We start from the raw sequence: 24,677 nt of genomic DNA on the forward strand, positions 1-24,677 counted from the left end.
TGTTCTAATTTTTCAATTTCTTTTTCGATTTAATAATTGTGGATAAACTTAATTTTAAACCCAGCCTAAAAAACATCAACATCTATACCGATTGCACCGTTGCATGGAAAGAGTGCTTATCTATAATTAAAGAAAACGTTCCTCATATTACTTACAACACATGGTTTCTTCCTATAAAACCCATTGACCTATCGGAAAACACTCTTCGCGTTCAAGTACCAAACGGTTTTTTTATTGAGTGGATAGACGAGCATTACAATACATTAATCTCGAAAACAATAGTTGAGGTTTTAGGTTCAAATGGGAAATTAATTTATTCTGTTTTAGACGATAAAAAGAACGAAGATGAGTATAATACCATAATTAATAGTGAAAAAAAAGAAAAGGTTCTTGTTGAGAAGGCCGTCTCTAACGAAGAAGCGAATGACGAACACATTGAAACATATCTAAATCCAAGATATCGCTTTGAAAATTTTATAAAAGGCGAGGGCAATCAACTTGCGAGAGCTGCTGCCTACGCGGTAGGCGAAAACCCCGGCGAGACTTCTTTTAATCCTCTTTTTATTTATGGAGGTGTCGGTTTAGGTAAAACTCACTTGATTCAGGCCATTGGAAATAAAATTTTAGAATATTATCCCAATAAAAAAGTTATATATCTTTCTTCAGATTTATTTACTGTTGAGTTTGTTGAAGCAATTCAATCAAATAGCGTTAATGAATTTTCCAACCGTTATAAATCTATGGATTGCTTAATAATTGATGATATTCAGTTTCTAATAGGAAAAGAAAAAACTCAAGATTTATTCTTTCATATTTTTAATACGCTTCATCAGTCAGGCAAACAAATAATTCTATCCAGCGACAAACCACCAAAAGAACTAAAAGGATTAAACGAAAGACTAATCTCTCGTTTTTCTTGGGGATTAACTACCGACGTTCAACCTCCGGATTTTGAAACTCGTATTGCTATTCTTAAAAACAAAAGCAACAGTTTTGGAATTAACTTACCGAATGAAATATTAGAATACATTGCTCACAACATCACCTCAAATATTAGAGAACTAGAGGGTTGTTTAATAAAACTGCTTGCAAATTCCTCTTTAAATGGAAAAGAAATAGATTTCGAACTGACCAAAAAAACAGTAAAAGAAATTTCTACCAAACGTCAAGTAAACATTTCAATTGAGTTTATCACCAATAACGTATGTAAACATTTTGGTGTTGATGAAAATAGAGTCCGTGAGAAAAATAGAAAAAAAGAAGTCGTTATCGCCAGACAAGTTGCAATGTATCTCTCAAAAATTCTCACAAAATCTTCTCTTAAAACAATAGGTTTGCATTTCGGCGGAAGAGACCACTCTACAGTAATTCACGCTCATAATACAATAGAGCAATTGCTTTTAGTTGACAAACAATTAAAACAATCTATTGATGAATTAAAAAACAAAATTGAGATGAGCATTTAAACTCAACCTGTATTTTTCAAAAAATTTTTCTCGTTTTTTATGTTGATAAGTTGTTAGTGTATTGGTATTAACTTGTTAATAAATATGACTTATTTTTGGGTTGTGAATTACCTTTTTGATATAAATATTTTATCCACATTATTTAGAATTTACTTAGCCACTATTCAGCTTAAAAACAAAGCATTCACCAGTTATTAACAAATTCACATCCTTGTATTTATTATTACTTTATATATCTATAAAACATTAATAAATATAGTGTCTGGGTAATTGTTGATAAGCATTCTTAAATTGAATTATAGCGTCTATTTTGATATATTTGGGTTTTAATTTGGAGCGGAAAAATGGAATTTAAGGTCAACAGCAAAGAGCTAGAAAAACTACTTACCAAGATTATCCCTGCAGTTCCGACAAGAACTCCGATGCCTATCTTAGAGAATTTTTTGTTAGAAATAAAAGAAGGTAAATTAACAATTCACGCAACAGATTTAGAGATATCATTAAAGTCCTCTCTAAATGTTGTTGCTGAAGAAAATTTTGAAGCTGTTGTGCCTGCTAAACTTCTTTATGATGTTGTTAGATCATTAAAAGAAACAACAATTGTATTTACTACAGGAGATAAAGGGAAAATTAATTTAAAGACAGATAACGGAAAATACACTCTAAGTTATATTGATCCAAAAGAGTTTCCGGATATTCCTGTTTTCCCGGCAAACGGCGGAGAGGATGTTTCACAAATAACATTGAAAGGCGATGATTTACGGTACGCTTTTGAAAAAACATCTTTTGCAATGAGCAAAGAAGAAATGCGTCCGGCTATGATGGGAACTCTTTTTGATTTTGAAGAAAATGGATTAAAAGTAGTTGCAACCGATGGTCATAGACTCTCAAACCTTCTCAATAAGAAAATTAAATATGATAAAGTGGAACAGTACATTGTTCCGGAAAGAGCTGTTTCAGTTCTCTTGAAAGTACTTGATTCTAAGGATGTGAAAATTTTTATGAGTAAAACTCATATGTCGTTTACTTTAAATGATATGGAATTAATTACAAGATTAATCGGGCAAAAATACCCTGATTATCAAAGTGTGATTCCATTAGAAAACGAGTTTGAACTTAAACTCAAAACAAAAGAATTACACAATGCAATCAAAAGAATGATGTTATTCTCAACATCCAACACAAGAAGAGTTAAGTTTTCTATTTCAAATAATAACTTAGAAATATCCGCAGAAGATTTGGATTTAGGGGCATCCGGTAACGAAAATATTGAATGCAAATATTCAGGCGACTCGATAGAAATAGGTTTTAATTCCGCGTATGTAAACGATATTCTAAATCATTTGGATGATGAAGAAGAAATTATTTTCAAACTTCATTCGCCAACTAAAGCGGTTATAGTTGTACCGGATAAGAAAAAAGAGAACGAAGAATTAATGATGTTATTAATGCCGGTTAGGTTAAATAATTAATAATGGTTTTGAAACATCTTGAGCTGGTAAACTTTAGGTTACATACGAACACAGTTCTTAAATTTTCTGACAGATTGAATTATATAGTAGGCGGCAACGGACAAGGAAAAACAACAATTTTGGAATCTATTTATTATTTATGCACAACCAAAAACCTAAACCAAGCCTTAGATAAAGAAGTAGTTTCTTTTAATAAAGATAATTTCGAGATTAAAGGGCGGTTCAAAGAAAAGGTTGAAAACAAAGTTCAACTTCTCTTCTCAAAAGAAACTAACCGGAAAAACACACTTCTAGATGAAAAATCTGTTACTAGAGCATCTGACTTAATAGGTAAGTTTCCAGTGGTTACGTTGGTTCAATTGGATCATGCAATTACAATGGGGAGTCCGGGCGAAAGAAGAAAATTTATTGACTCAGTTATCTCTCAATCGAGCGAAACGTATCTAAGAATTCTTTTAGATTATAATAAAACACTTAAACAGCGTTCTCAACTTTTATCTGAAATTAGAGAGCGTTACGATCACTCTTTATTAATGCAGCTGGAAGCTTGGTCGGAATCTCTTGTTAAAAACGGAAGTGAATTAATTAAACATAGAATAAACTTCTGCAATGAATATGAATATTTCTTAAAAGAGTCATATTCTAAAATAATGGGCAGTAAAGAAACACCTGGCATTGAATATCTGTTTTTTGATAACAATATAAGTTTGGAAAATATTTCCGAAAGATTCAGCGAACTATTAAAACAAGAACAAGAAAACGAAATACGAAGAGCTGCAAATCTAATAGGTCCGCACAGAGATGATTTTCTTTTTACTATAAACGGAATGGAATTAAGGAAATACGGATCGCAGGGACAGCATAAAACATTTCAAATAGCGTTAAGATTCGGTGAGTTTTTTTATATAAAAGAAAAACAAGGCATTACACCCATCTTTCTGATGGATGATGTCTTTGGCGAATTAGACACTTATCGCGCGCAAAAAATTAGTGATTACTTAAATGAAATAGGTCAAGCATTTATCACTATGACTGACTTCGGACGATTGGAAAAATTATATAACGGTAATGGCGATTTAGTTATAAAAGTTGATAACGGCACAATAAGTTATGAACAACTATAAAAGCTTCTCAGATATATTAAATAAAGAAAAAACTTTTGAAAAATTTAGAACCGCGGTTGAGGGTTATACAATTGTTGATGAATTTCATAAAGTATTTCCCGAATTAAAAAATGTGGCGGTAGCAAAAAAGTTTGAAGGAAATATTCTTTTTATTCATGCTGAAAATTCTGTTTGGAGAAGCGAATTAAATCTTCACAAAGAAGCAATGATAGCTAAGATCAATAAGTTTTTAGGTGATAAAGTAATTAAAAACATAAAATTTATTTAGGCAATTAATGAATAGGTGAATCAGTGGCAAACGGTAATGATTTAAAGAACTACACCGCTAAAAATATAAATATATTAAAAGGTCTGGAAGCAGTAAGAAAAAGACCGGCAATGTATATCGGAGATGTTAGTGCGAGAGGACTTCATCACTTAGTTAACGAAGTGGTTGATAATAGTATTGATGAAGCTCTTGGTGGCTATAACGATACAATTAATGTTACCATTAACAAAGACGGTAGTGTAACCGTTGAAGATAAAGGACGAGGCATCCCAATCGACATTCACCCTGTTGAAAAAAGGTCTGCTTTGGAGGTTGTAATGACAGTTCTTCACGCCGGAGGAAAATTTGATAAAGATTCCTATAAAGTTTCCGGCGGACTGCATGGCGTTGGCGTTTCTGTAGTAAACGCTTTGTCAGAGTGGTGTAAAGTAGAAGTTAAACGAGATGGCGAAATTTATTTTCAAGAATATGAAAGAGGAATTCCAAAAGCTCCGGTAAAAAAAATCGGCAAAACAAAAAAGAATGAAACCGGGACAACGGTTACTTTTAAACCCGACCAAGAAATTTTTAAAGTAACCAAATTCAACTTCGAAACCCTTGCCGAAAGAATGAGAGAGCTCGCCTACTTAAACAAAACCGTAACGATTACAATAAAAGATGAAAATGAAAATCTCGAGGAAAAATTCAGATTTAAAGGCGGTATAGTCGAATTTGTAAAATATCTTGATGAAACAAGAACTCCGTTTCACAAACCTATTTATATAGAAGGTGAAAAAGACGGTGTTCCTGTTGAAATAGCTTTTGAATATAGCGACGCCTATTCTGAAAATCTTCACACATATGTTAATAACATTAATACAATAGAAGGTGGAACACATCTTGTTGGATTCAAAACAGCATTGACAAGAACATTTAATAATTATGCATATAAAAACAATCTTATAAAAGAAAACAGTAAAATTTCCTTAACGGGCGATGATTTTAGAGAAGGTTTAACGGCGGTATTATCGGTTAAAGTTATGGAGCCTCAGTTTGAAGGTCAAACAAAAACTAAGCTAGGTAACAGCGAAGTTAAGTCTGCTGTCGAAACATTGGTTGGTGAAAAGTTGGCTGAGTTCTTAGAAGAAAATCCATCCATTGGAAAAAAAATAATTGATAAATGTAAGCGTGCCGCAGAAGCAAGAGAAGCTGCTAGAAAAGCACGTGACCTTGTAAGAAGAAAAAACGCGCTTGATGGAATGAATCTTCCCGGTAAACTTGCAGACTGTTCGATAACCGATCCTGAACATTGCGAAATTTACATAGTTGAGGGAGATTCCGCGGGCGGATCGGCAAAACAAGGTCGAGATAGAAGATTTCAAGCCATACTTCCCATAAAAGGAAAAATTTTAAACGTGGAAAAAGCCAAGATTAATAAAATTTTGGAAAACACAGAAATTCGAGCAATGATTTCGGCAATTGGTGCAGGAGTAGGACCTGATTTCGACCCTGAAAAATCACGTTATGGCAAAGTTATTATTATGACCGACGCCGACGTTGACGGAAGCCATATTAGAACGCTTCTTCTCACATTCATTTATAGACATATGAAAGAATTAATAGCAACAGGAAGAGTTTATATTGCTCAACCACCGCTTTATAAAATTAAAAAAGGAAAAGAAGAACATTACGCGTTTGACGATGCAGAAAGAGATAGAATTTTAAAAAGATTCAAAACAAACGGAAAAGAGAAAGAAAATCCTGAAGAGGTTGAATTATCGGATGATGGAACTCCAAAAGGAGTTACACTTTCTCGTTACAAAGGTTTAGGCGAGATGAATCCCGAACAACTTTGGGAAACAACAATGAATCCGGAAACAAGAACATTGTTACAAGTAACGCTTGAGGGAGTTGAAACAAATAAAATATTTGAGACGTTGATGGGAGATCAAGTAGAACCTCGTAGAGCGTGGATTGAGAAACATGCGAAGTATGCAAATCTGGATATATAATTTAAATGTTAATTAAGAGAGAATTTATAAATGGCTACAATGTTTGAAAAAATTACACCGGTTGCACTAGAAGAAGAAATGAAATCATCTTACATCGATTATGCGATGTCGGTTATTGTTGCACGCGCTTTGCCAGATGTTCGGGATGGTTTGAAGCCGGTTCATAGAAGAGTTTTGTTCGGAATGCAAGAACTTGGAGTAGCATTCAATAAACCATATAAAAAATCTGCTAGAATAGTTGGTGAAGTTCTCGGTAAATATCACCCACATGGTGATAGCGCAGTTTATGATACAATGGTTAGAATGGTGCAGGATTTTTCACTTCGTTATCCATTGGTAGACGGACAAGGCAACTTTGGATCCGTAGACGGTGACTCTGCGGCGGCAATGCGTTATACGGAAGCGCGCATGGCTAAAATTGCAGAAACAATGCTTCGCGATCTTGATAAAAACACAGTCGATTTTGTACCGAACTTCGATGAATCCCTTCAAGAACCTACGGTACTTCCTTCCTATCTTCCTAATTTGTTAGTAAACGGTTCAAGCGGAATTGCTGTTGGAATGGCAACAAATATCCCTCCTCATAATCTAGCGGAAGTTGTGGATGGGTTGATTTATTTAATTGATAAACCGAATTGCAAAACCGAAGACTTAGTAAAATTTGTTAAAGCACCAGACTTTCCAACCGGTGGGATTATTTATGGTTACGAAGGAGTTCGTGAAGCTTATTTAACAGGAAGAGGGCGTATAATTGTTCGCGCAAAAGCCAACATAGAAATTCAAAAAAATGACCGCGAAAATATTATTATAACAGAAATACCGTATCAGGTTAACAAAGCAAATTTAATCGAAAAAATTGCGGATTTGGTTAGAGAAGGAAAAATAAACGATATCTCAACAATTCGAGATGAATCAGATAGAGACGGACTAAGGATAGTAATAGAACTAAAAAGAACGGGTCAACCCGCTGTTATTCTTAACCAATTATTTAAGCACACACAAATGCAGGTAACATTCGGTGTAATTATGCTTGCATTGGTTAACGGACAACCAAAAGTTCTCACCCTTCAAGAAATGATGCAGCACTTTCTTGACCACAGAATGGACGTTCTTATAAAGAGAACAAAATTCGATTTAGAAGCTGCAGAAAAACGCGCACACATTCTGGAAGGATATATAATTGCTTTAGATAACATTGATGAAGTTATCGAAACAATTAAAAAATCGCGTGATGTTAACACCGCACAAGCAAACTTGATGAAGAAGTTTAAGCTTTCTGCTATTCAAGCAAAAGCTATTCTTGATATGAGATTGCAACGGTTAACAGGCCTTGAAAGAAAGAAAATAGAAGATGAATATAAAGAAACAATAAAACTCATAGAAAGATTAAAAGCTATTTTAACTGACGAAAAGAAACGGAAAAATATTATTAAAGAAGAACTTCTTGAGGTAAAAGAAAAATTCGGCGACGAAAGAAGAACAGAGATAGTTCACGATTTCAAAGAATTTGATATTGAAGATATTATCGCCGAAGAAGATGTAGTCGTAACTATATCCCACGGAGGATTCATTAAAAGATTCCCGGTAAGCGGTTATAGAAAACAGTCCCGCGGTGGAAAAGGTGTAACAGGTGCCGGGACAAAAGATGAAGACTTTATCGAACATATGTTTATTGCCTCAACTCATCATTACATTATGTTCTTTACCGACAAAGGTAAATGTTATTGGCTAAAGGTACACGAAATACCTGAAGGCGGTAGAGCCGCAAGAGGCAGATCGTTGTTAAATGTTATAGAAAAAGACAAGGATGATTTAATAACGGCATTCATTTCGGTAAAAGAATTTACTGACGATAAATTCTTAATGATGTACACAGAAAAAGGAACAGTTAAGAAAACCGCTCTCAGTGCATATTCAAATGTTAGAAGAGGCGGTATTCAAGCAATTAACCTCACAAAGGGAGATAGATTAATTGAGGTTCGTGTAACAGATGGTTCACAAGATATAATTATTGGTACACACAACGGAATGGCAATTCGTTTTAACGAAAATGATGTTCGAGATATGGGAAGAACTGCAACCGGTGTAAGAGGTATCAGGTTGGGAAAAGATGATAAGGTAATCGGAGGAGTTGCTGTAAAACACGCAACCACATTGCTTGTCGCCACAGACAAGGGATATGGCAAGCGATCGGATCTCAACGATTATAGAATAACTAAACGCGGCGGTAAAGGAATTATTACCGTAAAAACCGGCGATAAAACAGGCCAGATGATTTCCTTAATGCAAGTCAACGATAACGACGAGCTTATGATAATGACTGTGAAAGGAATGGTAATTAGACAAGGGGTAAGCAGCATTAGAGTAATGGGAAGAAACACACAGGGAGTTCGACTCATTAAACTTAACGAAGGAGATCATATTGCCGATATCGCTAGAGTTGTAAGCGAGGAAGAAGAGCAGGAACAACTAAAATAAAATATAGATAAGGCTGGTTATATTAATCAGCCTTTTTCGTTTTAAAACAATCTTACAGGTAAAAAATGTCACACAAAAAATCCCACTTTGAATCTAAATGTGTCCACTCAGGAATTAAAGAATATGAATACGGACCGGTAGTTCCTCCAATTTATCAAACATCAACATTCAAGTTTGAGACAACTTCACACGGAGCCTCTTTGTTTAAGGGAGAAGAAAAGGGGTATATCTACACACGAATGTCAAATCCCACAATAGAAGCAATGGAAGACGCAATTGCCGATCTTGAAGAGGGACACAAAGCGCTTGGCTGCGCAAGCGGCATGGCGGCAATTCATACAACGTTAGCGGCTTTGTTAAGAGCTGGCGATCACGTGGTATGTTCAAAATCTGTTTACGGCCCAACCGTTACTTTATTAAGCACTGTTTTAAGTCGATTTGATATAACAACAACGTATGTTTCAGGCGCTGATCTTGAACAAATTAAAAACTCGATTAAGCCAAATACAAAAGTTGTTTACCTTGAAACCCCCGGCAACCCAACTTTGGAAATTTCTGACATTGAAGAAGTATCAAAAATTGCACATGCAAATGGCGCAAAAGTCGTAGTTGATAATACGTTCATGAGTCCGGCATTACAGAAACCATTAACTCTTGGAGCGGATGTTGTGGTTCATAGTTTAACAAAATTTTTAAACGGACACGCAGACGTTGTTGGGGGTATTATTATAGTTAAAGACGAAGAAACATATCTTCACTTTAGAAAAATATTGAATCAACTTGGCGGCGTAATAGATCCGTTTAATTCTTTTCTAGTTCATCGTGGTCTAAAAACTCTTTCCATTAGAATGGAGCGTCATACAGAAAACGCAATGAAGATTGCTGAGTTTCTAGAAGCTCACCCAAAAGTTAAGTGGGTTAGATATCCCGGACTTAAATCGCATCCACAATATGAAATAGGTTTAAAACAACATAAACTTCCGGGAGGAATGATAACCTTTGAATTAAAAGGTGGTCTGGAAGCAGGCGAAACAGCAATGAATAATGTTAAATTTTGTCAGCTTGCGGTAAGTCTTGGTGGTGTAGAATCCTTAATTCAACATCCGGCAAGTATGACACACTTTTCAATGGGAAAAGAAGCGCGTGAAGCAGCCGGAATAACCGATGGATTAGTAAGACTATCGGTCGGTATTGAAAACGTGAACGATATTATTGAAGACTTAGAGCAAGCTTTTGAAAAAATAAAAATCAAAACAGCCGAACCGGCTTTATAAAAATAACGACACCCCAAAACGATTTTCTTTATATTTTCGCTTTGGGGTTTCCTTTATTTAAAAACAAAATTAAACGGGAATTATGAAAAAAATATTTCTCTTTTTCCTTATATCCTCTCTGCTTTTCGCCCAATCTGAAAAGCTCTATATGTCACAGCCGATTCAAAAAGCGTATGAAAAAAACACAAGATCATTTGACGGGTCGCCAGGAGAAAATTATTGGGTCAATTATTCTAAGTATAAAATAAAAACAACGGTTGATCCTGAAACAAAACTTTTGAATGGAGAACTAGCTGTTAAATATGTTAACAATAGCCCGGATACATTAAAAGAAATTGTAATGCATTTATATCCGGATATTTTTAAAGAGGGAACTATAAGAGATTGGCCGCTTAATAAAGAAGCTGTTAATGACGGAGTAACAATAAAATCTTTATCCGTTAATGAAAAAGACTTGGACGTTTCGGATACAAGCGCAAGCATTAATAGATCAACAACAAACATGAAAATTAAATTAGAAGAACCGCTCAATCCCAGAGATGAGTTGTTAATTCAAACTAATTGGAGTTTCACCATTCCCACAATAAGACCAATTAGAACAGGCGCTTATTCGGACACTTCAATGTTTATTGCGTATTGGTATCCTAAAATAGCCGTATATGATGATATTCATGGATGGGATGAAATAACATATTCCGGAACAGCAGAAATGTACAGCGGTGTTGCAAGTTTTGATGTTGAAATTACAGCGCCTAAAAATTATCTCGTTTGGGCGACCGGAATACTCGAAAATCCCGAAGACGTTTTGAATGAAAAATATTTAGAAAGATATAACAAAGCGAAAAATACTGAAGAGATAGTAAATATAGTTAGTGAAGAAGATTTGCATAAAGATGTAACAAAAGAAGATTTCTCCACTTGGAAGTATAAAGCAGAATCGTCACCGGATTTTGCATTTGCGCTTGGTAAAAATTATTTGTGGGATGCATCGACAGTTAAAATAAAAGACAGACAGATATTTGTTGATGCTGGATATAAAAAGGAATCAAAAAATTTTCGGGAGGTTACAAACATTTTAAGAGAGGGAGTAAAATTCCACTCTCTCGAAATGCCCGGAATTATGTTTCCATATCCCGCCGTATCAGTTTTTAATGGAAGCGGCGGAATGGAGTTTCCAATGATGATAAACGACGGAGAAGCCGGAACACATGCCGCAACTGTAGGTTTAACGCTTCACGAACTTGCTCACACATATTTGCCGTTTTATATGGGAATTAATGAAAGAAGATACGCCTTTATGGATGAAGGATGGGCGGTGTTTTCACCTATAGAACTACAAAAAAGACTTGGTGATGAAGAACCGGCAAGAAGAAGATATGCCACACAACAGCGGCAGCTTGAACAAATTGTAGAAGTTCCTCCAATGACACCATCGTTCTTATTAAAAGGCTCACATTATAGGGTTGCTTCATACACTAGATCAGGAGCTTCATTAACTGCTTTGCAAGATTTGTTGGGAGAAGAGTTGTTTTTAAACGCTATGCAAACCTTCATGAACGAATGGAAAGAAAAACATCCAACGCCGTATGATTTCTTTTTTACATTTAATAGAGTAACCGGTGAAGATTTAACTTGGTTTTGGAAAGCATGGTATTTTGAGTTTCTTACTCCGGATTTAGATTTAGTAGAATTGGTAAATGAAAAAGACAATAAATATGTTAAAGTAAAAAACAGCGGAGGACTTCCGCTCTCAATAGTTTTAAAAGTTTATTATGAGGATAATTCCGATGAAACAATAAAAGTTTCTCCCCGTGTTTGGCAAAACGGTGATGAAATAGCTACAGTCGAAATTAATTCCGAAAAAGAAATAGTTGAAGTTGAGTTGGGAGACGAATTGATTCCCGACATAGAATATAATACAAGAGAAATTTTCAGAAGTGAATAGTTTTTACTCTTGCATAATTAGAGCATTTTTGTGATATCACATTATAAATTTAAGCGGATGAATTCATGAAAAAATATATTGCAATTCTTCTTTTTGTAATAGGATGTATCTTCGCACAAGATCAAGTTATTCAAAAGGGTGATGTTCTTTATCTCGCTAATAAAATAATCGTTAAATATAAAGAAAGCAGTGAGAGTACGTTTTTTAAAAACTCTATGCTTCCCGCTAAGAGCATCAAACACCTTGAAAATATTAGCGCCGTGGAAGTGAAGAAAATTTCTGCTAACCTTAAAGAAGAAGCCGTAAATTACTCTGATTTAAACAGAACTTTTATAATCGAGTATTCTTCGCCATACGATCCTTTAGCTCTCGCAAAAAAATTGTCAAATTCTTCAGAAGTTGAGTGGGCCGAACCGTGGTATGTTTATGAAATCAGTTTTGAACCAAACGATCCAAAATTTTTAGACGGAACACAATGGTATTTAAATAAAATTTCCGCACCACAAGCTTGGGATATAAGCACAGGCAGTCAAGAGATTGTAATTGCAATTAATGACACAGGAGTAGATTGGGATCATCCTGATCTCGCTGCACGTATTTGGACTAATGCAGGTGAAATTCCCGATAATGAAATAGATGATGATAATAACGGTTATATTGATGATGTGCGAGGTTGGGACTTCGGCGGAAATAACGGAACGCCGGATAACAACCCGATGGAAGATGCACCAACACATGGAACCTTTGTCGCAGGCTTTGCAAGCGCAGTAACAAACAATGGAGTTGGAATTGCGGCTATCGGTTATAATTGCAAAATTATGCCGGTAAAGACATCGCAAGAAAGTATAGGGAACGGAATAATTGCTTATGGACGAGAAGGGATTATTTACGCGGCAAACAACGGTGCGCATGTAATAAATTGTAGCTGGGGCGGAAGTCCATATTCACAAGCATTACAGGATGCAATTACATATGCTACGTCACTTGGCTCCCTTATTGTTTCTTCTTCAGACAATGATAATAAAATAGAACCGTCCTATCCTTCCGCATACGATGGCGTTCTTTCTGTTGGCGGTACGGATCCAAACGACATTAGATATTCGGCTTCGAATTATGGCTCAACAGTGGATGTTGTTGCCCCGGCAACCGGAGGATCATCCGGACTTGGAATGTATTCAACTTGGCAGAATGATACTTATACTGCAAATGCCAGCGGGACTTCTCTTGCGTCGCCGATAGCAGCTGGATTGGCCGGATTATTAATTCATAGGTTTCCAAATTATACTCCTCTTCAAATAGCGGAACAAATAAGAGTAAACACAGACAATATAGATGATCTAAATCCGGCATATCAATATTATCTTGGAACAGGAAGAATAAATGCTTTCAAAGCACTTAGCAACACAAACTCAATTTCGATAAGAGCCGAAGAATTTGTTTATACCGATCTTTCAAACGGAAATGGAATAACTGAACCGGGTGAAGCTTTTTCTCTTGGATTAAAATTTAAGAATTATCTTAATGCCGCTATTAATATTCAAGTTACACTTGAAAGCAGAAGCGATTTTGTTTTAGTTAATCATGGCACCTATACCATAACAGGACTTGAAATGCTGGGTGAAACTAATAACTTCACCGCGCCATTTACTTTTCTTGTCTCAGAAAATATTCCGGTCAACCAAGATGTCGAACTTATTATAAAATACAGCAATGGTAGCGATTATAATGATTTCCAATTAATCAGAACAAAATTTAACACAACGTATCTAACCCAAGCAGGCAATGATATTTCATTAACAATTGCGAGTGAAGGAAATATTGGATTTAATGATTACGGTCAACAGCCGACGGAAGGTGACGGACTAATATTTAACAACGGTTCAAATCTATTGTTTGAAGGAGCCTTAATTTACGGAAGTTCACCCGAAATGGTAATGGACGCAGCTCATACAACTTATCTTCAAAACAAGAGTCGGGATTTTAATTCTGTAATTCCATTCAGTATTACAATTCCGGGTGAACATGCGGATTATGAAGGATTCACAACCTTTAACGATGACAACGCAGCTCCTGATAATTTAGGAATACAAACAGAACTTTTTACTTACAGCTTTTCACAGGAAGAATATAGTAAGTTTATAATTCTGCGATACAGGTTTACAAACAATTCAGATACTACAATTAGAACATTTCACGCAGGATTATTTCTCGATCTGGATTTACACGACTTCGACGATGATTATACAGCATGGGATTTCGAAGATCACTTTGGTTATGCATTAGATCAAGACCCGACTAGCGGAAAAGTTAACGATCACATTGGTGTCGCCTTAATTTCAGATGGAAAATACGGCTATAGAGCTATGTCAAACGAAGGAAATTTCGGTGGTATAAATATTATTAACGGCTTTGACAAAGATGAGAAGTGGCTGGCAATTGCAAGCGCAACAACTATAATTGAGTTTGGACCGGGCGATATTGCTTTCTCGGTTTCTGGTGGACCTTATACATTGCAATCAGGAGAAAGAGTTAACGTTGCCTTTGCAATAGCAGGCGGCTATTCACTGGAGGAAATAAGAACAGCGATTAAAAATAGTCGTATTGCTTACGGTTTAATCCCAACATCGGTTGAAAAGCTGGAAGAGGAATTGCCTTTAGAATTTTCGCTATCGCAAAATTATCCGAATCCATTCAACCCCACGACAAAAATCAAATTTTCATTACCGTCAAACGTGAAACGTGAAACGTCAAACACAACATTAATAGTTTATGATATACTTGGTAGACAGATAACAACTCTTTTAAACGAAGAGCTTTCAAGCGGAGCTTACGAAATAGATTTTAATGCTAACGAATTAAGCAGCGGTGTTTACTTTTATAAATTGACTTCGGGCAATTTTGTAGAAACAAAAAAAATGATGATTCTCCGATAATTTATTAACCTTCGGGATTGTTAAAATCCCGAAGGTTTTTATCTATTCAAAGCGCACTAAAATATTTACTAGTTCAGTGTTGCTTCCCGTTCTAACCGGCGGACCCCATCCGGCAAAACCACTCGAGACATAATAATGAGTATTGCCAATCTTTTTATATCCCCAACTTATCTCATAAATCATTGATGTGATATAGTTTAACGGCCAAAGCTGCCCGTGATGGGTGTGTCCCGAAAGCTGTAAGTCAATTCCGTTTTCTTGTGATTCGATAAGCTCTCGGGGTTGATGCTCTAAAAGGATTGTCGGATAATTTTTATCGAGCCCGTTTGTAATTTCAAGCAAATCTTTTCTGTTTTTTTCGGCAAACCTAGTTATGTCTCTGTCCTCCCTACCAACTATATAGAAGCTGTTGTCTATAAAAACAGCGGTATCTCTGATAACATCTATGCCATGATCTTGCATGTATTTAACCGCAACTTCAACACCACCGATATATTCGTGGTTTCCGGTTGCCGCATAAACTCCGTACTTAGCTTTTAATCTTTTGAGATCATCGCCTAAATTGTTTTTAATAATTGGTCCAATATCTTCATCAAAAATATCGCCGGGTAATAGAATTATATCAGGGTTTAGTGAATTTGCCATTTCAACAAACTTATCAAGTTGTTTTTTCCCAACGATTGTCCCGAGATGAATATCGGAAGCCATTACGATATTCAATGAATTTATTTTCGCATCTTTTTTCGGAAGAGTTATTTCAAATTTTCTAATGCCGGGGTTAAGAAAGTTTATATGCCCATACACAATTGTGATTGAAGCAATTATTATTACTCCAAGCAAACTAAACAGTTTTACTTTTTCATAATTTTGAACAATAACGGAAGGGAAAATTCCGATAAAATGATTTAGTAAACGCAATAGGTCAAATAGAGCTGCAAACAGAAAATAGTAAAGTATAAATGCAAGCCAGAAAGAGCCGATCCAAACCAAAGTCTCGGTAAACCAGTTTAGCATAAAGTTTTCAAGTATTCTTCCTGCCCAAAAAGTAAGTGCAGTAAGGATAAACAGAATTATATAGTATGTTCTTAACTGAGAATCTTTTGGAATAGCTTGCAAACCGCGCGAAAAAATATAGTAGTTAACAGAAACATAAACCAAGAGAACAATCGAAATAAAAATTAGAAAATTCAGCAATTTCATAACCTTCCTTTTTGTGTCATTATTGTAACATAATATGCCGACAATAAATTCAATTTCTTTTTTCTATAATTGTCGCAACAAACCAGCACAGCAATGCCCAAAACAAACCGATCATCCATCCGGCAAGCACATCTGTTGGATAATGAACTCCGAGATAGATTCTGCTTAGCCCGACAATAAAAGAAATTGTAAGCGCGGTTGTAATGATAAAAACACGGGTCTTGTATGACGACTCAATTCGTGAAATTAATACAGCAATAGAAAGATAAACAACAGCAGACATTGCGGAATGTCCGCTTGGAAAACTCATCGTGATCTCAGTAACAAGTTGCCCCACTATTTCCGGGCGTGGACGAGCGAAAAGAACTTTCAAAATTTGCACAAGTATTCCGCCGCCAATTGCCGCAGAAAGCACATAGATGATAGAGCGTATTTCTCTCTTTAATCCAAGATAAATAACAACGATCAATGTAATAATTGTTAGTAGAGTTGAACTTCCGAGAGCTGTAATATCACGAACAACATATTGAACCCTTTCGTGGCCAATTGGTTTGGCAATATCATCCGAATCTCGGAACATTAATAAAATTTTATTATCGATCGAAAGTGTTTCTTTATCATGAACAGCATCAGCAATTTGAATAAATAAAAAAAGAGAGAGAAGCATTCCGAAAAGAATAAATAAAAAAGAAATTTCACCCGGATAGTATTTTTTTATAAGAGTTTTTGTTTTGTTCAGAAGGTTCATATTTTGTTCAAATTATTCGGATAAAAATAAGAAAGGTTTTTGAGAGATGTATCGAATTAAGAGAATCCATCTTTAAGAAAGATGGATTCTCTAAAAAATTCAGAAGACTATTTAACCAGCATTAATTTTTTCGTTGCGGTAAAATTATCCGCCTTTAAGGTATAGAAATAAATTCCGCTTGATAGAGTTGATGCATCGAACTTGCTATTATAAACACCCGATGAAAGATCTTCGTTTACTAAAGTTGCAACCTCGTTGCCCAAAACATCATATACCTTTAACGAAACATGAGAACCTTTTGGAATAGAGTATTGAATGTTTGTTGTTGGATTGAATGGATTCGGATAATTTTGTGCTAATGAAAAATCATTTGCAAGCTCTTCTAGCTGTTCAACACTTGTTGCGCCACTACCGTAATTCCATGCTACTTGATTAACAGATATAACACCGTTATCAGCTTGATTTGCATCAACAGCGTTTACGTGCAGCGAGCTTCCGTCAGGAGAAATAAATGTAAAAGACAGGTCAGTTGAAGAAGACGGAACGCCACCTGCGTTCGACGTTAGCTCGGTTACTATTTTAATTCTGAGAACATTAACCGATCTGCCATCGGGCATAATTAATGTACCCCATGCGTCAACGGTTCTGGTAACTGAAACATCAACTGTATAAGACTGAGGGAAAGGAATCCCGACAATCTCAACATCAACATCTCTTGTCCCGGTGTGTGACCAACTTGCTCCAAAAGTTAATGGCAACTGCATTATTACTTCCGCAGGATTCATTTGAATGGTCGTTTTAGTTGTAAATCCAGCCGCAGCCGCCTCTGTGTAGGTTCCCAAATCTGAGTATGCGTTTCCACTTAGACCAAGGTGTACCCAGGTGTTTGATGTAACTCCCGCAAATGTCGGCTGAGAATAAGTTACATAATTTGCTGAGCCAAATGTTCCTGAGACCGGAGATGAGCCCGGATTAACGCTTTCGGCATCAAATTCTAATTGGTGCGGATGCCCGCTGAAATCCCAGCTGCTTTGACCGGTTGCACCGATATTTACATTGGTATTTAATGTATCGGCATATGTCTTAACGGTTTTGCCAAGAGTAAGAGTTGAGGCTACATCAGCTTGAGTAATTGTGACTTGTGCTTGAGTTGAAAGAAATAGAACTATAAGAAACATTAGAAATGTAAATTTCTTCACGGTTGCCCTCCGTTTTTGATTAATTATTAGTGAATGAGCAATTTTAAGTAATCTCAATCAAAATGTAAAGGATATTTTATCTAATTATCTCTTTTGAGAATACCTCAATGATATTGGGCACAAATTCCGACATTAAGTACTGCTCTAAACAGAACTGATAAATCAAGCTGTGCGAAGTGACACTGTGTTTAAATGTCAGTGCCGTTAATGTTCACTTCGCACGAATGGGGTGATTTACTTAATTAAAGAGAGCTTTTTTGTGGTAACAAAGTTTCCGGCTTCCAAAGTATAAAAATAAATTCCGCTTGATAGAGTTGATGCATCAAACTTACTGTTATAAACACCCGAAGAAAGTTTTTCATTTACTAATGTGGCAACCTCGTTGCCCAAAACATCATATACTTTTAGCGAAACATGAGAAGCTTTTGGAATAGAGTATTGAATATTTGTTGTTGGATTGAATGGATTCGGATAGTTTTGTGATAATACAAAATCATTTGCAAGCTCTTCAATTTTATCAACAGAAGAAGGTGAACCGTTACCATAATTCCAATTTACTTGTTCTGTTTGAATTACACCGTTATCCGATCCGTTTGGATCGTCGGCAACCGCTGTTAAACTTGCGCCTGAGCGTGTAATAAACATAAACGAAAGGATTTCCTCGGTATCACCATTAACGGTTCTTTCTCCCTCAATCTTTATTCTCAGGGTTTCTTCGGTGGTTCCGTCCGGCAGCACGATTGTGCCATAACCATCCACCAATTTTGACGAGGTTTCTTCTGCCTCTGTATTTGAAATCGGAACACCGTTTAGTTCTGTGGTGGTGATTTTTGTGTGGGAGGTCGTCCAAGAATCTTGATAATTAACCGGAAACTGTAAAATATTACCAGGAGGATCATTTTCAATTGTAACTTCTGACGTAGAACTGGACACCCCGGCTATGAAATAAAGACCATCTTCACCATAGTTACCATCTTCGATGATCAGGTAGGTATATGATGTAGCCTCATTTTGTCCAACATCATAATTGGTAATTAACGCATGTGTTGCAGACGAAAATAAATCAGCCTTCGGAGTAGACCCCGGATCAACAACATCTACATCAAACTCTAGATGGAAAGGGTGATTTTCAAAATCCCAAGAATTTTCACCGGGTGTTCCAATATCAACGTCTATTCCGATCGTATCAGAATAATTTAAAATTCCGTTACCGATTTGTAAGTGGTTTTCTATATCGGTTTGCGTAACTACGATTTGAGACTGAATAGTTAAAGAAAAAAGCAAAAAAGTGAACGAAATTACTACCTTCTTCATGAATCTCCTCTATTTGTTAATAATGTCTCTTTTATTAATGATAGTAATTTTATGAAGGAATGTAAAGGATACTACGCCCGAATATCTTTTTTGATTGGTCCAAAGAGGTTGTTAATCGCGAAATAGTTAACGTTTTGAACGCGCCTTCTTATAGAGTTCTTCGTATTGGATTGCGGAATGTCTCCATGAATAATCTTTGTTCATTCCGTTTTGCTGGATTTTTTTCCAGATGGGTTTGTTGTGATAATCTCCCAAGGCTCTTTGGATGGCGTGTACCATCGCTGCTGGTTTATAATCGTCGAATGAAAATCCATTTCCGGTATCAAGTCCGTAAGTATTATACTCATTCCAATCTTGAACTGTATCGGCAAGTCCGCCGGTTTTTCTGACGACGGGGACGGTTCCGTATTTAAGAGAATAAATTTGATTGAGTCCACAAGGTTCATAATGCGAAGGCATTAAAAATATATCGGCGCCGGCTTCAATTAAATGAGCAAGGTCATTATTATAACCGACGTAAACTCCGACTTTATTCGGCATTTGTTGATGAAGAGCTTGAAACATATTTTCATATTTTTGTTCGCCGCTTCCCAGTATTATCCATTGTGCATTGAAGCTCATTAATTCAGCAAGAGATTTTTCTATTAAATCAAATCCTTTTTGAATCGCCAAACGAGAAACGATTCCGATAAGCGGAATCCCTTCCTGGTAAGGCATATTAAATTTTTTTAATAAAGCCTCCTTGTTTTTCTCTTTACCTGAAAGATCATCTTTTGAATAATGGAAGGGAATCAGCGTATCAGTTTCGGGATTCCAGACTGAGTAGTCAATTCCATTAATAATTCCGTAAAAATCTTTTTCTCTGTATTGGAGTAAATGATGCATTCCCGCGGAATACTCGGGCGTCATTAGTTCTTTTGCATAGGTTTCACTTACTGTGTTTATAACATCGGCAAAGGATAAACCGGTTTTTAGAAAATTAACGAGACCGTCGTGTTCAATTCTTCCGCCATGATAAAATAAATCTTCTTTTATTTCTGCATTGAACAAAGTCTTTTGAGGAAACTTACCTTGATAACCAATGTTATGAACGGTAAACACAGTTGCCGTGTTTGCAAACATTTTATCCCAACTGTAATTGTCTTTTATATAAAGCGGAATCAATCCGGTTTGCCAATCATTGCAGTGAACTATATCCGGTGACCAATGCAATCTTTGTAATGCCTCAATTACACTTTTCGAAAAACAAATAAAACGTTGATCCTCATCATGATCGTTTGTGTAAAGATTATGCCGATGAAAAAAATACGGACAATCAATAAAATATATTTCGACTTTTGAATCGGGTAAATAGCTTTTATGGAGATGGACCTCGTGAACAATTCCCGCAACACGTATGGGCATAGGACTTGCCCAGGATTGATATTCCAAATGAAACTTGTGTTCGTCAACCGAATAATACTTCGGCATAAAAACCTTCACATCATGACCAAGTTTTTCAAGCTCGACCGGCAGAGCACCTGAGACATCGGCTAATCCACCGGTTTTTGCAAAAGGAACCACTTCACTTGCCGCGAAAGCTATTTTCATAATCACCCATTTACTTTTGATTCATTTCAAACAAATATACAAAATTTGTTACTTCACTTAACCTCAGTAATAATTTCCGGGCTTGACTTATATAACGAGCATTCCAAATAAATAGATTGACTTTAATAAATATTTTGTCATATTAATACTTTTAGAGAGGTACAATTTCTATCTATCATGAAAAGATTATACACCATATAACAGTTTCCTTCCAATTCTCCTATTTATTCTAACGTAAATTTATATTCTTGTTATCGCATAGAGGTATAAATATAAATGAAAATCATCAGTATAATTTTCGTAATGAGTCTAGCTATATTTTCTCAGACTCTGATTAAAATTGACGGGGTACCGGAGAAATTCATGGAAAATTATCTTCAAACCGATCCTGACTGGAACCCGCTTTGGGTGGGAAATCTTTGGCAGTATACTTTGGATGGAAATAGTGACGAAGTAGATGTTCGTTATGTAGAAAAAGATACTGTTGTTAACGGAAAGACCTATTACAAGAAAGTGGATTATGTCGGGTTTGAAAACGAAAAATTTTTTCTTTGGGAAAGAATTGATTGGGGAAGTTACGCAAGTTATATGCTTGACTTGGATGACATGAACGAAAATTCAATAGTGCATGAAGAGCTGTTGTTGGACAGCTTGGAGGTGCCCGATGAGTTTTATGAATATACTTCTTTTCGATTTGCATATAAAGGTTGGAAAAATATTGTGTGGTTTGGTCCGACAACCGTCAAAGTTAGAAAACCTGAGTGGTATTCTGTATTCGGAGATACTGTGCTTGTTCGAGAAGTAGAATATTTAGATCTCTCTATTACCGAGTATGTTTCTGATAAATATGGGGTGGTCAAAATAACCGGAGATTTTTATATACAAACATTAACGGGGGCAAGAATTTATGGAGAAGAATACGGAGTCGTTACATCAATTAATGATGAGGGTGAACTTCTTAACGAGTTTGTGCTATTTCAAAATTACCCAAACCCGTTTAACCCAACAACAACTATTTCTTTTTCAATTGACGAGAGTACTTATATAAATCTTAAGATTTACAATTTCTTGGGTGAATATGTAACAACCCTAGTTGAGCAATATAAACACCCGGGAGTTTATAGGGTTGAGTTCAATGCAGAAAATTTATCAAGCGGAGTATATTTCTATGTTCTTGAAACAGATAAACATAGAGATATTAAAAAGATGATTCTACTTAAATAACCGGAGGTGAACAATGAAAAAGCATAACATTATCCGTAGCTTCATTGTTTTATTAATAATAGCACAATCCTCTTTTTCACAAAGAATTGATTTTATTTGTGAAGATGAGGGGCCGATACTCTATAGAAGTGTTGATGATAGAGGCGGTGTTTACGCACCCTCGGAAGGCACTATTAATACCTTGGTTATTTTTGTGCAATTAAGAGATGATTGGAATTCCACGGAGGGCTGGCCAACCAATATAGATGATAAAATAATGTCATTGCCCCAGTGGGCGCATGATTTTGCCGGACCGGGGAAAGGGCTAACACAATATTTTGAAGAAATGTCGGGAGGGCGTTTAGTGCTAGACGCCACCATTTATCCTGAGTTGGTGAATTACAAACAACAAGACAGCCGACTATACATATTTACATGAAATTAACTATGAGGTTTTGGAAAAACTAGATTTAAATCCGAACTTTAGTTTTACTCCATTTGACACCTGGACTCGAACCTCCCCCGGATCAGACGACATTGTTGATTTAGTGATTATTGTTTATAGAGATTTTCCCAATTCATTAATTTTTGGATCGAAGTGGACGGGGTATAGCTCTATTTGGTTGCCGGCCGGCGGATATTATTCTGTAGTTGATCAAAAGAAAATAATCGGGGGCTTTGGATACGGTTCCGGTGTTCAAATGCGGGGCGCACATAATGGCCTTGATTATTCGGTATTTCAAGCGGCTCATGAATTTGGACATAAATTATTCGGAACCACCGGCCATATAAAATTCGGACTCGCAAATTTGAGTTTAATGGGTGACAGCCCTGTCTGGAACAGTTCAAGAGGAATGTGTGCGTGGGAAAGAGAAAAACTTGGATGGATCGATTATATAGTTAAGGAAGACGATGAGATTTTTGAACTTCAAGATTATTTTAATGAAGATGAGGCTGTTAAAATAAAACTTCCAAATACAGATATAGAATATTTCATTCTAGAAAACAGACAAAAAATAGTTAAAGATTACGATTTAGCCGGTGCTCAAGGAATTTATAGCTATCACGTAAAAGGTGGTGATCAAATGTTACCAGAATATATGGACGTTGAATGTGCCGATGGTAATTTTAAATGGCACTTTGACGAAACCACTTTAAAAGTGACAAAGCTTCATCCTGATCCGTTTTTTGGGAATGATGAAATGGACTATCAAATCAAGTTTGATAGCGATGGTGATGGTGAACAAGAAATATACGGCTGTTTTATTGAGGGAGGATATATTAAAGATGCCGCTTGGGGTGATTACAATGATGCATTTGACGAAAAATATAACAATGTTTTTTCACCAACCAGCAATCCGCCTTCAACAAACGGCGTTAACCACCCGTTTACTGTTGAAATATTAGAGAATAAAAATGGTTTGGGCGTTTACAAAATTCAGCTGCATTATAATAACGCTTACGCAGGCAAACCCTCTAAACCATTTGGTGTAGTTGGGCATACGCACACTTATGGTTCAAACGGCAGTACTTCTGCGAGAGCCTTTTTGGATTGGTCGGATTATTGGGATGATGACCATGATGAATGGGAAGTTTATCGAGCCGTTGCTTCGGTTAACGGACCGAAGCCGGATTTAAGTGATTACGAATTTGTTACTAATGCTATTCAACCAAGCATGACTCCTAGAATTAATGTCTTTGATTATGGTGACGATAAAAAAATATACTATAGAATTAAAGCCAGAGATAAAGAAGGAAAGCGCTCAACTTTTTCTGATCCGATTAGTGATTGGGCTCCGCCGGAAACGCCAATTATTAATATAACAAGAAGTTTTTCCGGTCATCCGGTTGTTAGTTGGGATGAACCCAAGTCAGACGATTTAGAAGTTTTTCTAAGAAAAAAAGTCGGTGACGAATGGGAAGACCCAATTAAAATGACAGGAACACACTATGAAGATCTTTCTGTAGATTGGCCAGTTGGGCATTTAGTTAACGAAGCAGACTTCTACTATTATACATATAAACAAAGAAGATCCAATTTACAATCACCACAGTCTGAGGTGATTAATGCCTGGGGAGAAGGAGAAGATTGGTTGTATAAAAATGGTTCTGAATATGACGCAATCCCTAAAATTTATGATCTATCACAGAACTATCCGAATCCCTTTAATCCGAGTTCGATAATAAAATATCAACTGCCGAGCGATTCACATGTGTCATTAATTGTATATGATATTCTTGGAAAGGAAGTAGTAGAACTTATTAATGAACATCAGAGCGCTGGTTATTATTTTATCAACTTCGATGGCTCATTTCTTTCAAGCGGAATGTATATTTATCGAATAATTGCCGGAAATTATATAGACAGTAAGAAGATGTTATTGTTAAAGTAGCTAACTTGAATGGATTATAATAAAGGGCACCATTTGAGTGCCCTTCGTTTTGTAAGACATTAAATTTTATCAATAAACA

At 36.0% G+C, this 24,677-nt stretch carries 17 protein-coding genes; 12 read left to right on the forward strand and 5 right to left on the reverse strand.

What is annotated here, in order from left to right; genetic code table 11:
• The first annotated feature begins 38 nt into the window (after window positions 1–38).
• The 9 genes from dnaA (at window position 39) to QY331_16565 (ending at window position 14,951) form a co-directional block, all read left to right on the forward strand.
• Window positions 39–1,466, forward strand: coding sequence for a chromosomal replication initiator protein DnaA (dnaA, locus tag QY331_16525; GenBank protein ID WKZ69569.1), 1,428 nt, complete (start codon window positions 39–41; stop codon window positions 1,464–1,466).
• A 344-nt stretch (window positions 1,467–1,810) separates the two neighbouring features.
• Window positions 1,811–2,938 (forward strand): DNA polymerase III subunit beta, encoded by a 1,128-nt coding sequence (gene dnaN, locus QY331_16530; GenBank protein WKZ69570.1) that lies wholly within the window; start codon window positions 1,811–1,813, stop codon window positions 2,936–2,938.
• Window positions 2,939–2,940: 2 nt separating this feature from the next.
• Window positions 2,941–4,062 carry a DNA replication and repair protein RecF gene (gene recF / locus QY331_16535; GenBank protein WKZ69571.1) on the forward strand — a complete coding sequence of 374 codons (1,122 nt, stop codon included), beginning with the start codon at window positions 2,941–2,943 and terminating at the stop codon, window positions 4,060–4,062.
• Window positions 4,049–4,330: a DUF721 domain-containing protein gene (locus QY331_16540; protein WKZ69572.1), complete on the forward strand. Its 282-nt coding sequence runs from the start codon at window positions 4,049–4,051 to the stop codon at window positions 4,328–4,330. The genes recF and QY331_16540 overlap by 14 nt, the downstream gene beginning before the upstream one ends.
• A gap of 23 nt (window positions 4,331–4,353) precedes the next feature.
• Window positions 4,354–6,321 (forward strand): DNA topoisomerase (ATP-hydrolyzing) subunit B, encoded by a 1,968-nt coding sequence (gyrB, locus tag QY331_16545; GenBank protein WKZ69573.1) that lies wholly within the window; start codon window positions 4,354–4,356, stop codon window positions 6,319–6,321.
• 30 nt (window positions 6,322–6,351) lie between these two features.
• Window positions 6,352–8,799, forward strand: a complete 2,448-nt coding sequence (gene gyrA / locus QY331_16550; GenBank protein WKZ69574.1) for a DNA gyrase subunit A — start codon at window positions 6,352–6,354, stop codon at window positions 8,797–8,799.
• A gap of 65 nt (window positions 8,800–8,864) precedes the next feature.
• Complete coding sequence (locus tag QY331_16555) at window positions 8,865–10,073, forward strand: aminotransferase class I/II-fold pyridoxal phosphate-dependent enzyme (protein WKZ69575.1); 1,209 nt, start codon at window positions 8,865–8,867, stop codon at window positions 10,071–10,073.
• A 148-nt stretch (window positions 10,074–10,221) separates the two neighbouring features.
• Window positions 10,222–12,018 (forward strand): M1 family metallopeptidase, encoded by a 1,797-nt coding sequence (locus QY331_16560; GenBank protein WKZ69576.1) that lies wholly within the window; start codon window positions 10,222–10,224, stop codon window positions 12,016–12,018.
• A 65-nt stretch (window positions 12,019–12,083) separates the two neighbouring features.
• Window positions 12,084–14,951, forward strand: coding sequence for a S8 family serine peptidase (locus tag QY331_16565; protein WKZ69577.1), 2,868 nt, complete (start codon window positions 12,084–12,086; stop codon window positions 14,949–14,951).
• Window positions 14,952–14,993: 42 nt separating this feature from the next.
• Here QY331_16565 and QY331_16570 read toward each other — a convergent pair whose 3' ends face one another.
• The 5 genes from QY331_16570 to glgA all read right to left on the reverse strand — a co-directional run bounded on the left by QY331_16570 (window position 14,994) and on the right by glgA (window position 21,002).
• Entirely contained in the window at window positions 14,994–16,151 is a 1,158-nt protein-coding gene (locus QY331_16570; protein WKZ69578.1) for a metallophosphoesterase, read from the reverse strand.
• A gap of 49 nt (window positions 16,152–16,200) precedes the next feature.
• On the reverse strand, window positions 16,201–16,899 hold the full coding sequence (locus QY331_16575) for a phosphatase PAP2 family protein (protein ID WKZ69579.1): 699 nt from the start codon (window positions 16,897–16,899) through the stop codon (window positions 16,201–16,203).
• A gap of 107 nt (window positions 16,900–17,006) precedes the next feature.
• Entirely contained in the window at window positions 17,007–18,098 is a 1,092-nt protein-coding gene (locus tag QY331_16580; protein ID WKZ69580.1) for a T9SS type A sorting domain-containing protein, read from the reverse strand.
• 234 nt (window positions 18,099–18,332) lie between these two features.
• Window positions 18,333–19,412 carry a T9SS type A sorting domain-containing protein gene (locus QY331_16585; GenBank protein WKZ69581.1) on the reverse strand — a complete coding sequence of 360 codons (1,080 nt, stop codon included), beginning with the start codon at window positions 19,410–19,412 and terminating at the stop codon, window positions 18,333–18,335.
• Window positions 19,413–19,538: 126 nt separating this feature from the next.
• Window positions 19,539–21,002: a glycogen synthase GlgA gene (gene glgA / locus QY331_16590; GenBank protein WKZ69582.1), complete on the reverse strand. Its 1,464-nt coding sequence runs from the start codon at window positions 21,000–21,002 to the stop codon at window positions 19,539–19,541.
• 363 nt (window positions 21,003–21,365) lie between these two features.
• Here glgA and QY331_16595 point away from each other — a divergent pair, with 363 nt between their 5' ends.
• Genes QY331_16595 through QY331_16605 form a run of 3 tightly spaced genes read left to right on the forward strand, consistent with a single transcriptional unit; the run spans window position 21,366 to window position 24,598 of the window.
• Window positions 21,366–22,226, forward strand: coding sequence for a T9SS type A sorting domain-containing protein (locus tag QY331_16595; GenBank protein ID WKZ69583.1), 861 nt, complete (start codon window positions 21,366–21,368; stop codon window positions 22,224–22,226).
• A 13-nt stretch (window positions 22,227–22,239) separates the two neighbouring features.
• Window positions 22,240–22,644 (forward strand): hypothetical protein, encoded by a 405-nt coding sequence (locus QY331_16600; protein ID WKZ69584.1) that lies wholly within the window; start codon window positions 22,240–22,242, stop codon window positions 22,642–22,644.
• 16 nt (window positions 22,645–22,660) lie between these two features.
• Window positions 22,661–24,598, forward strand: coding sequence for a T9SS type A sorting domain-containing protein (locus tag QY331_16605; protein ID WKZ69585.1), 1,938 nt, complete (start codon window positions 22,661–22,663; stop codon window positions 24,596–24,598).
• The last annotated feature ends 79 nt before the right edge of the window (window positions 24,599–24,677 follow it).

The organism is Melioribacteraceae bacterium, assembly GCA_030584085.1.
Classification (GTDB): Bacteria; Bacteroidota; Ignavibacteria; order Ignavibacteriales; family Melioribacteraceae; genus SURF-28.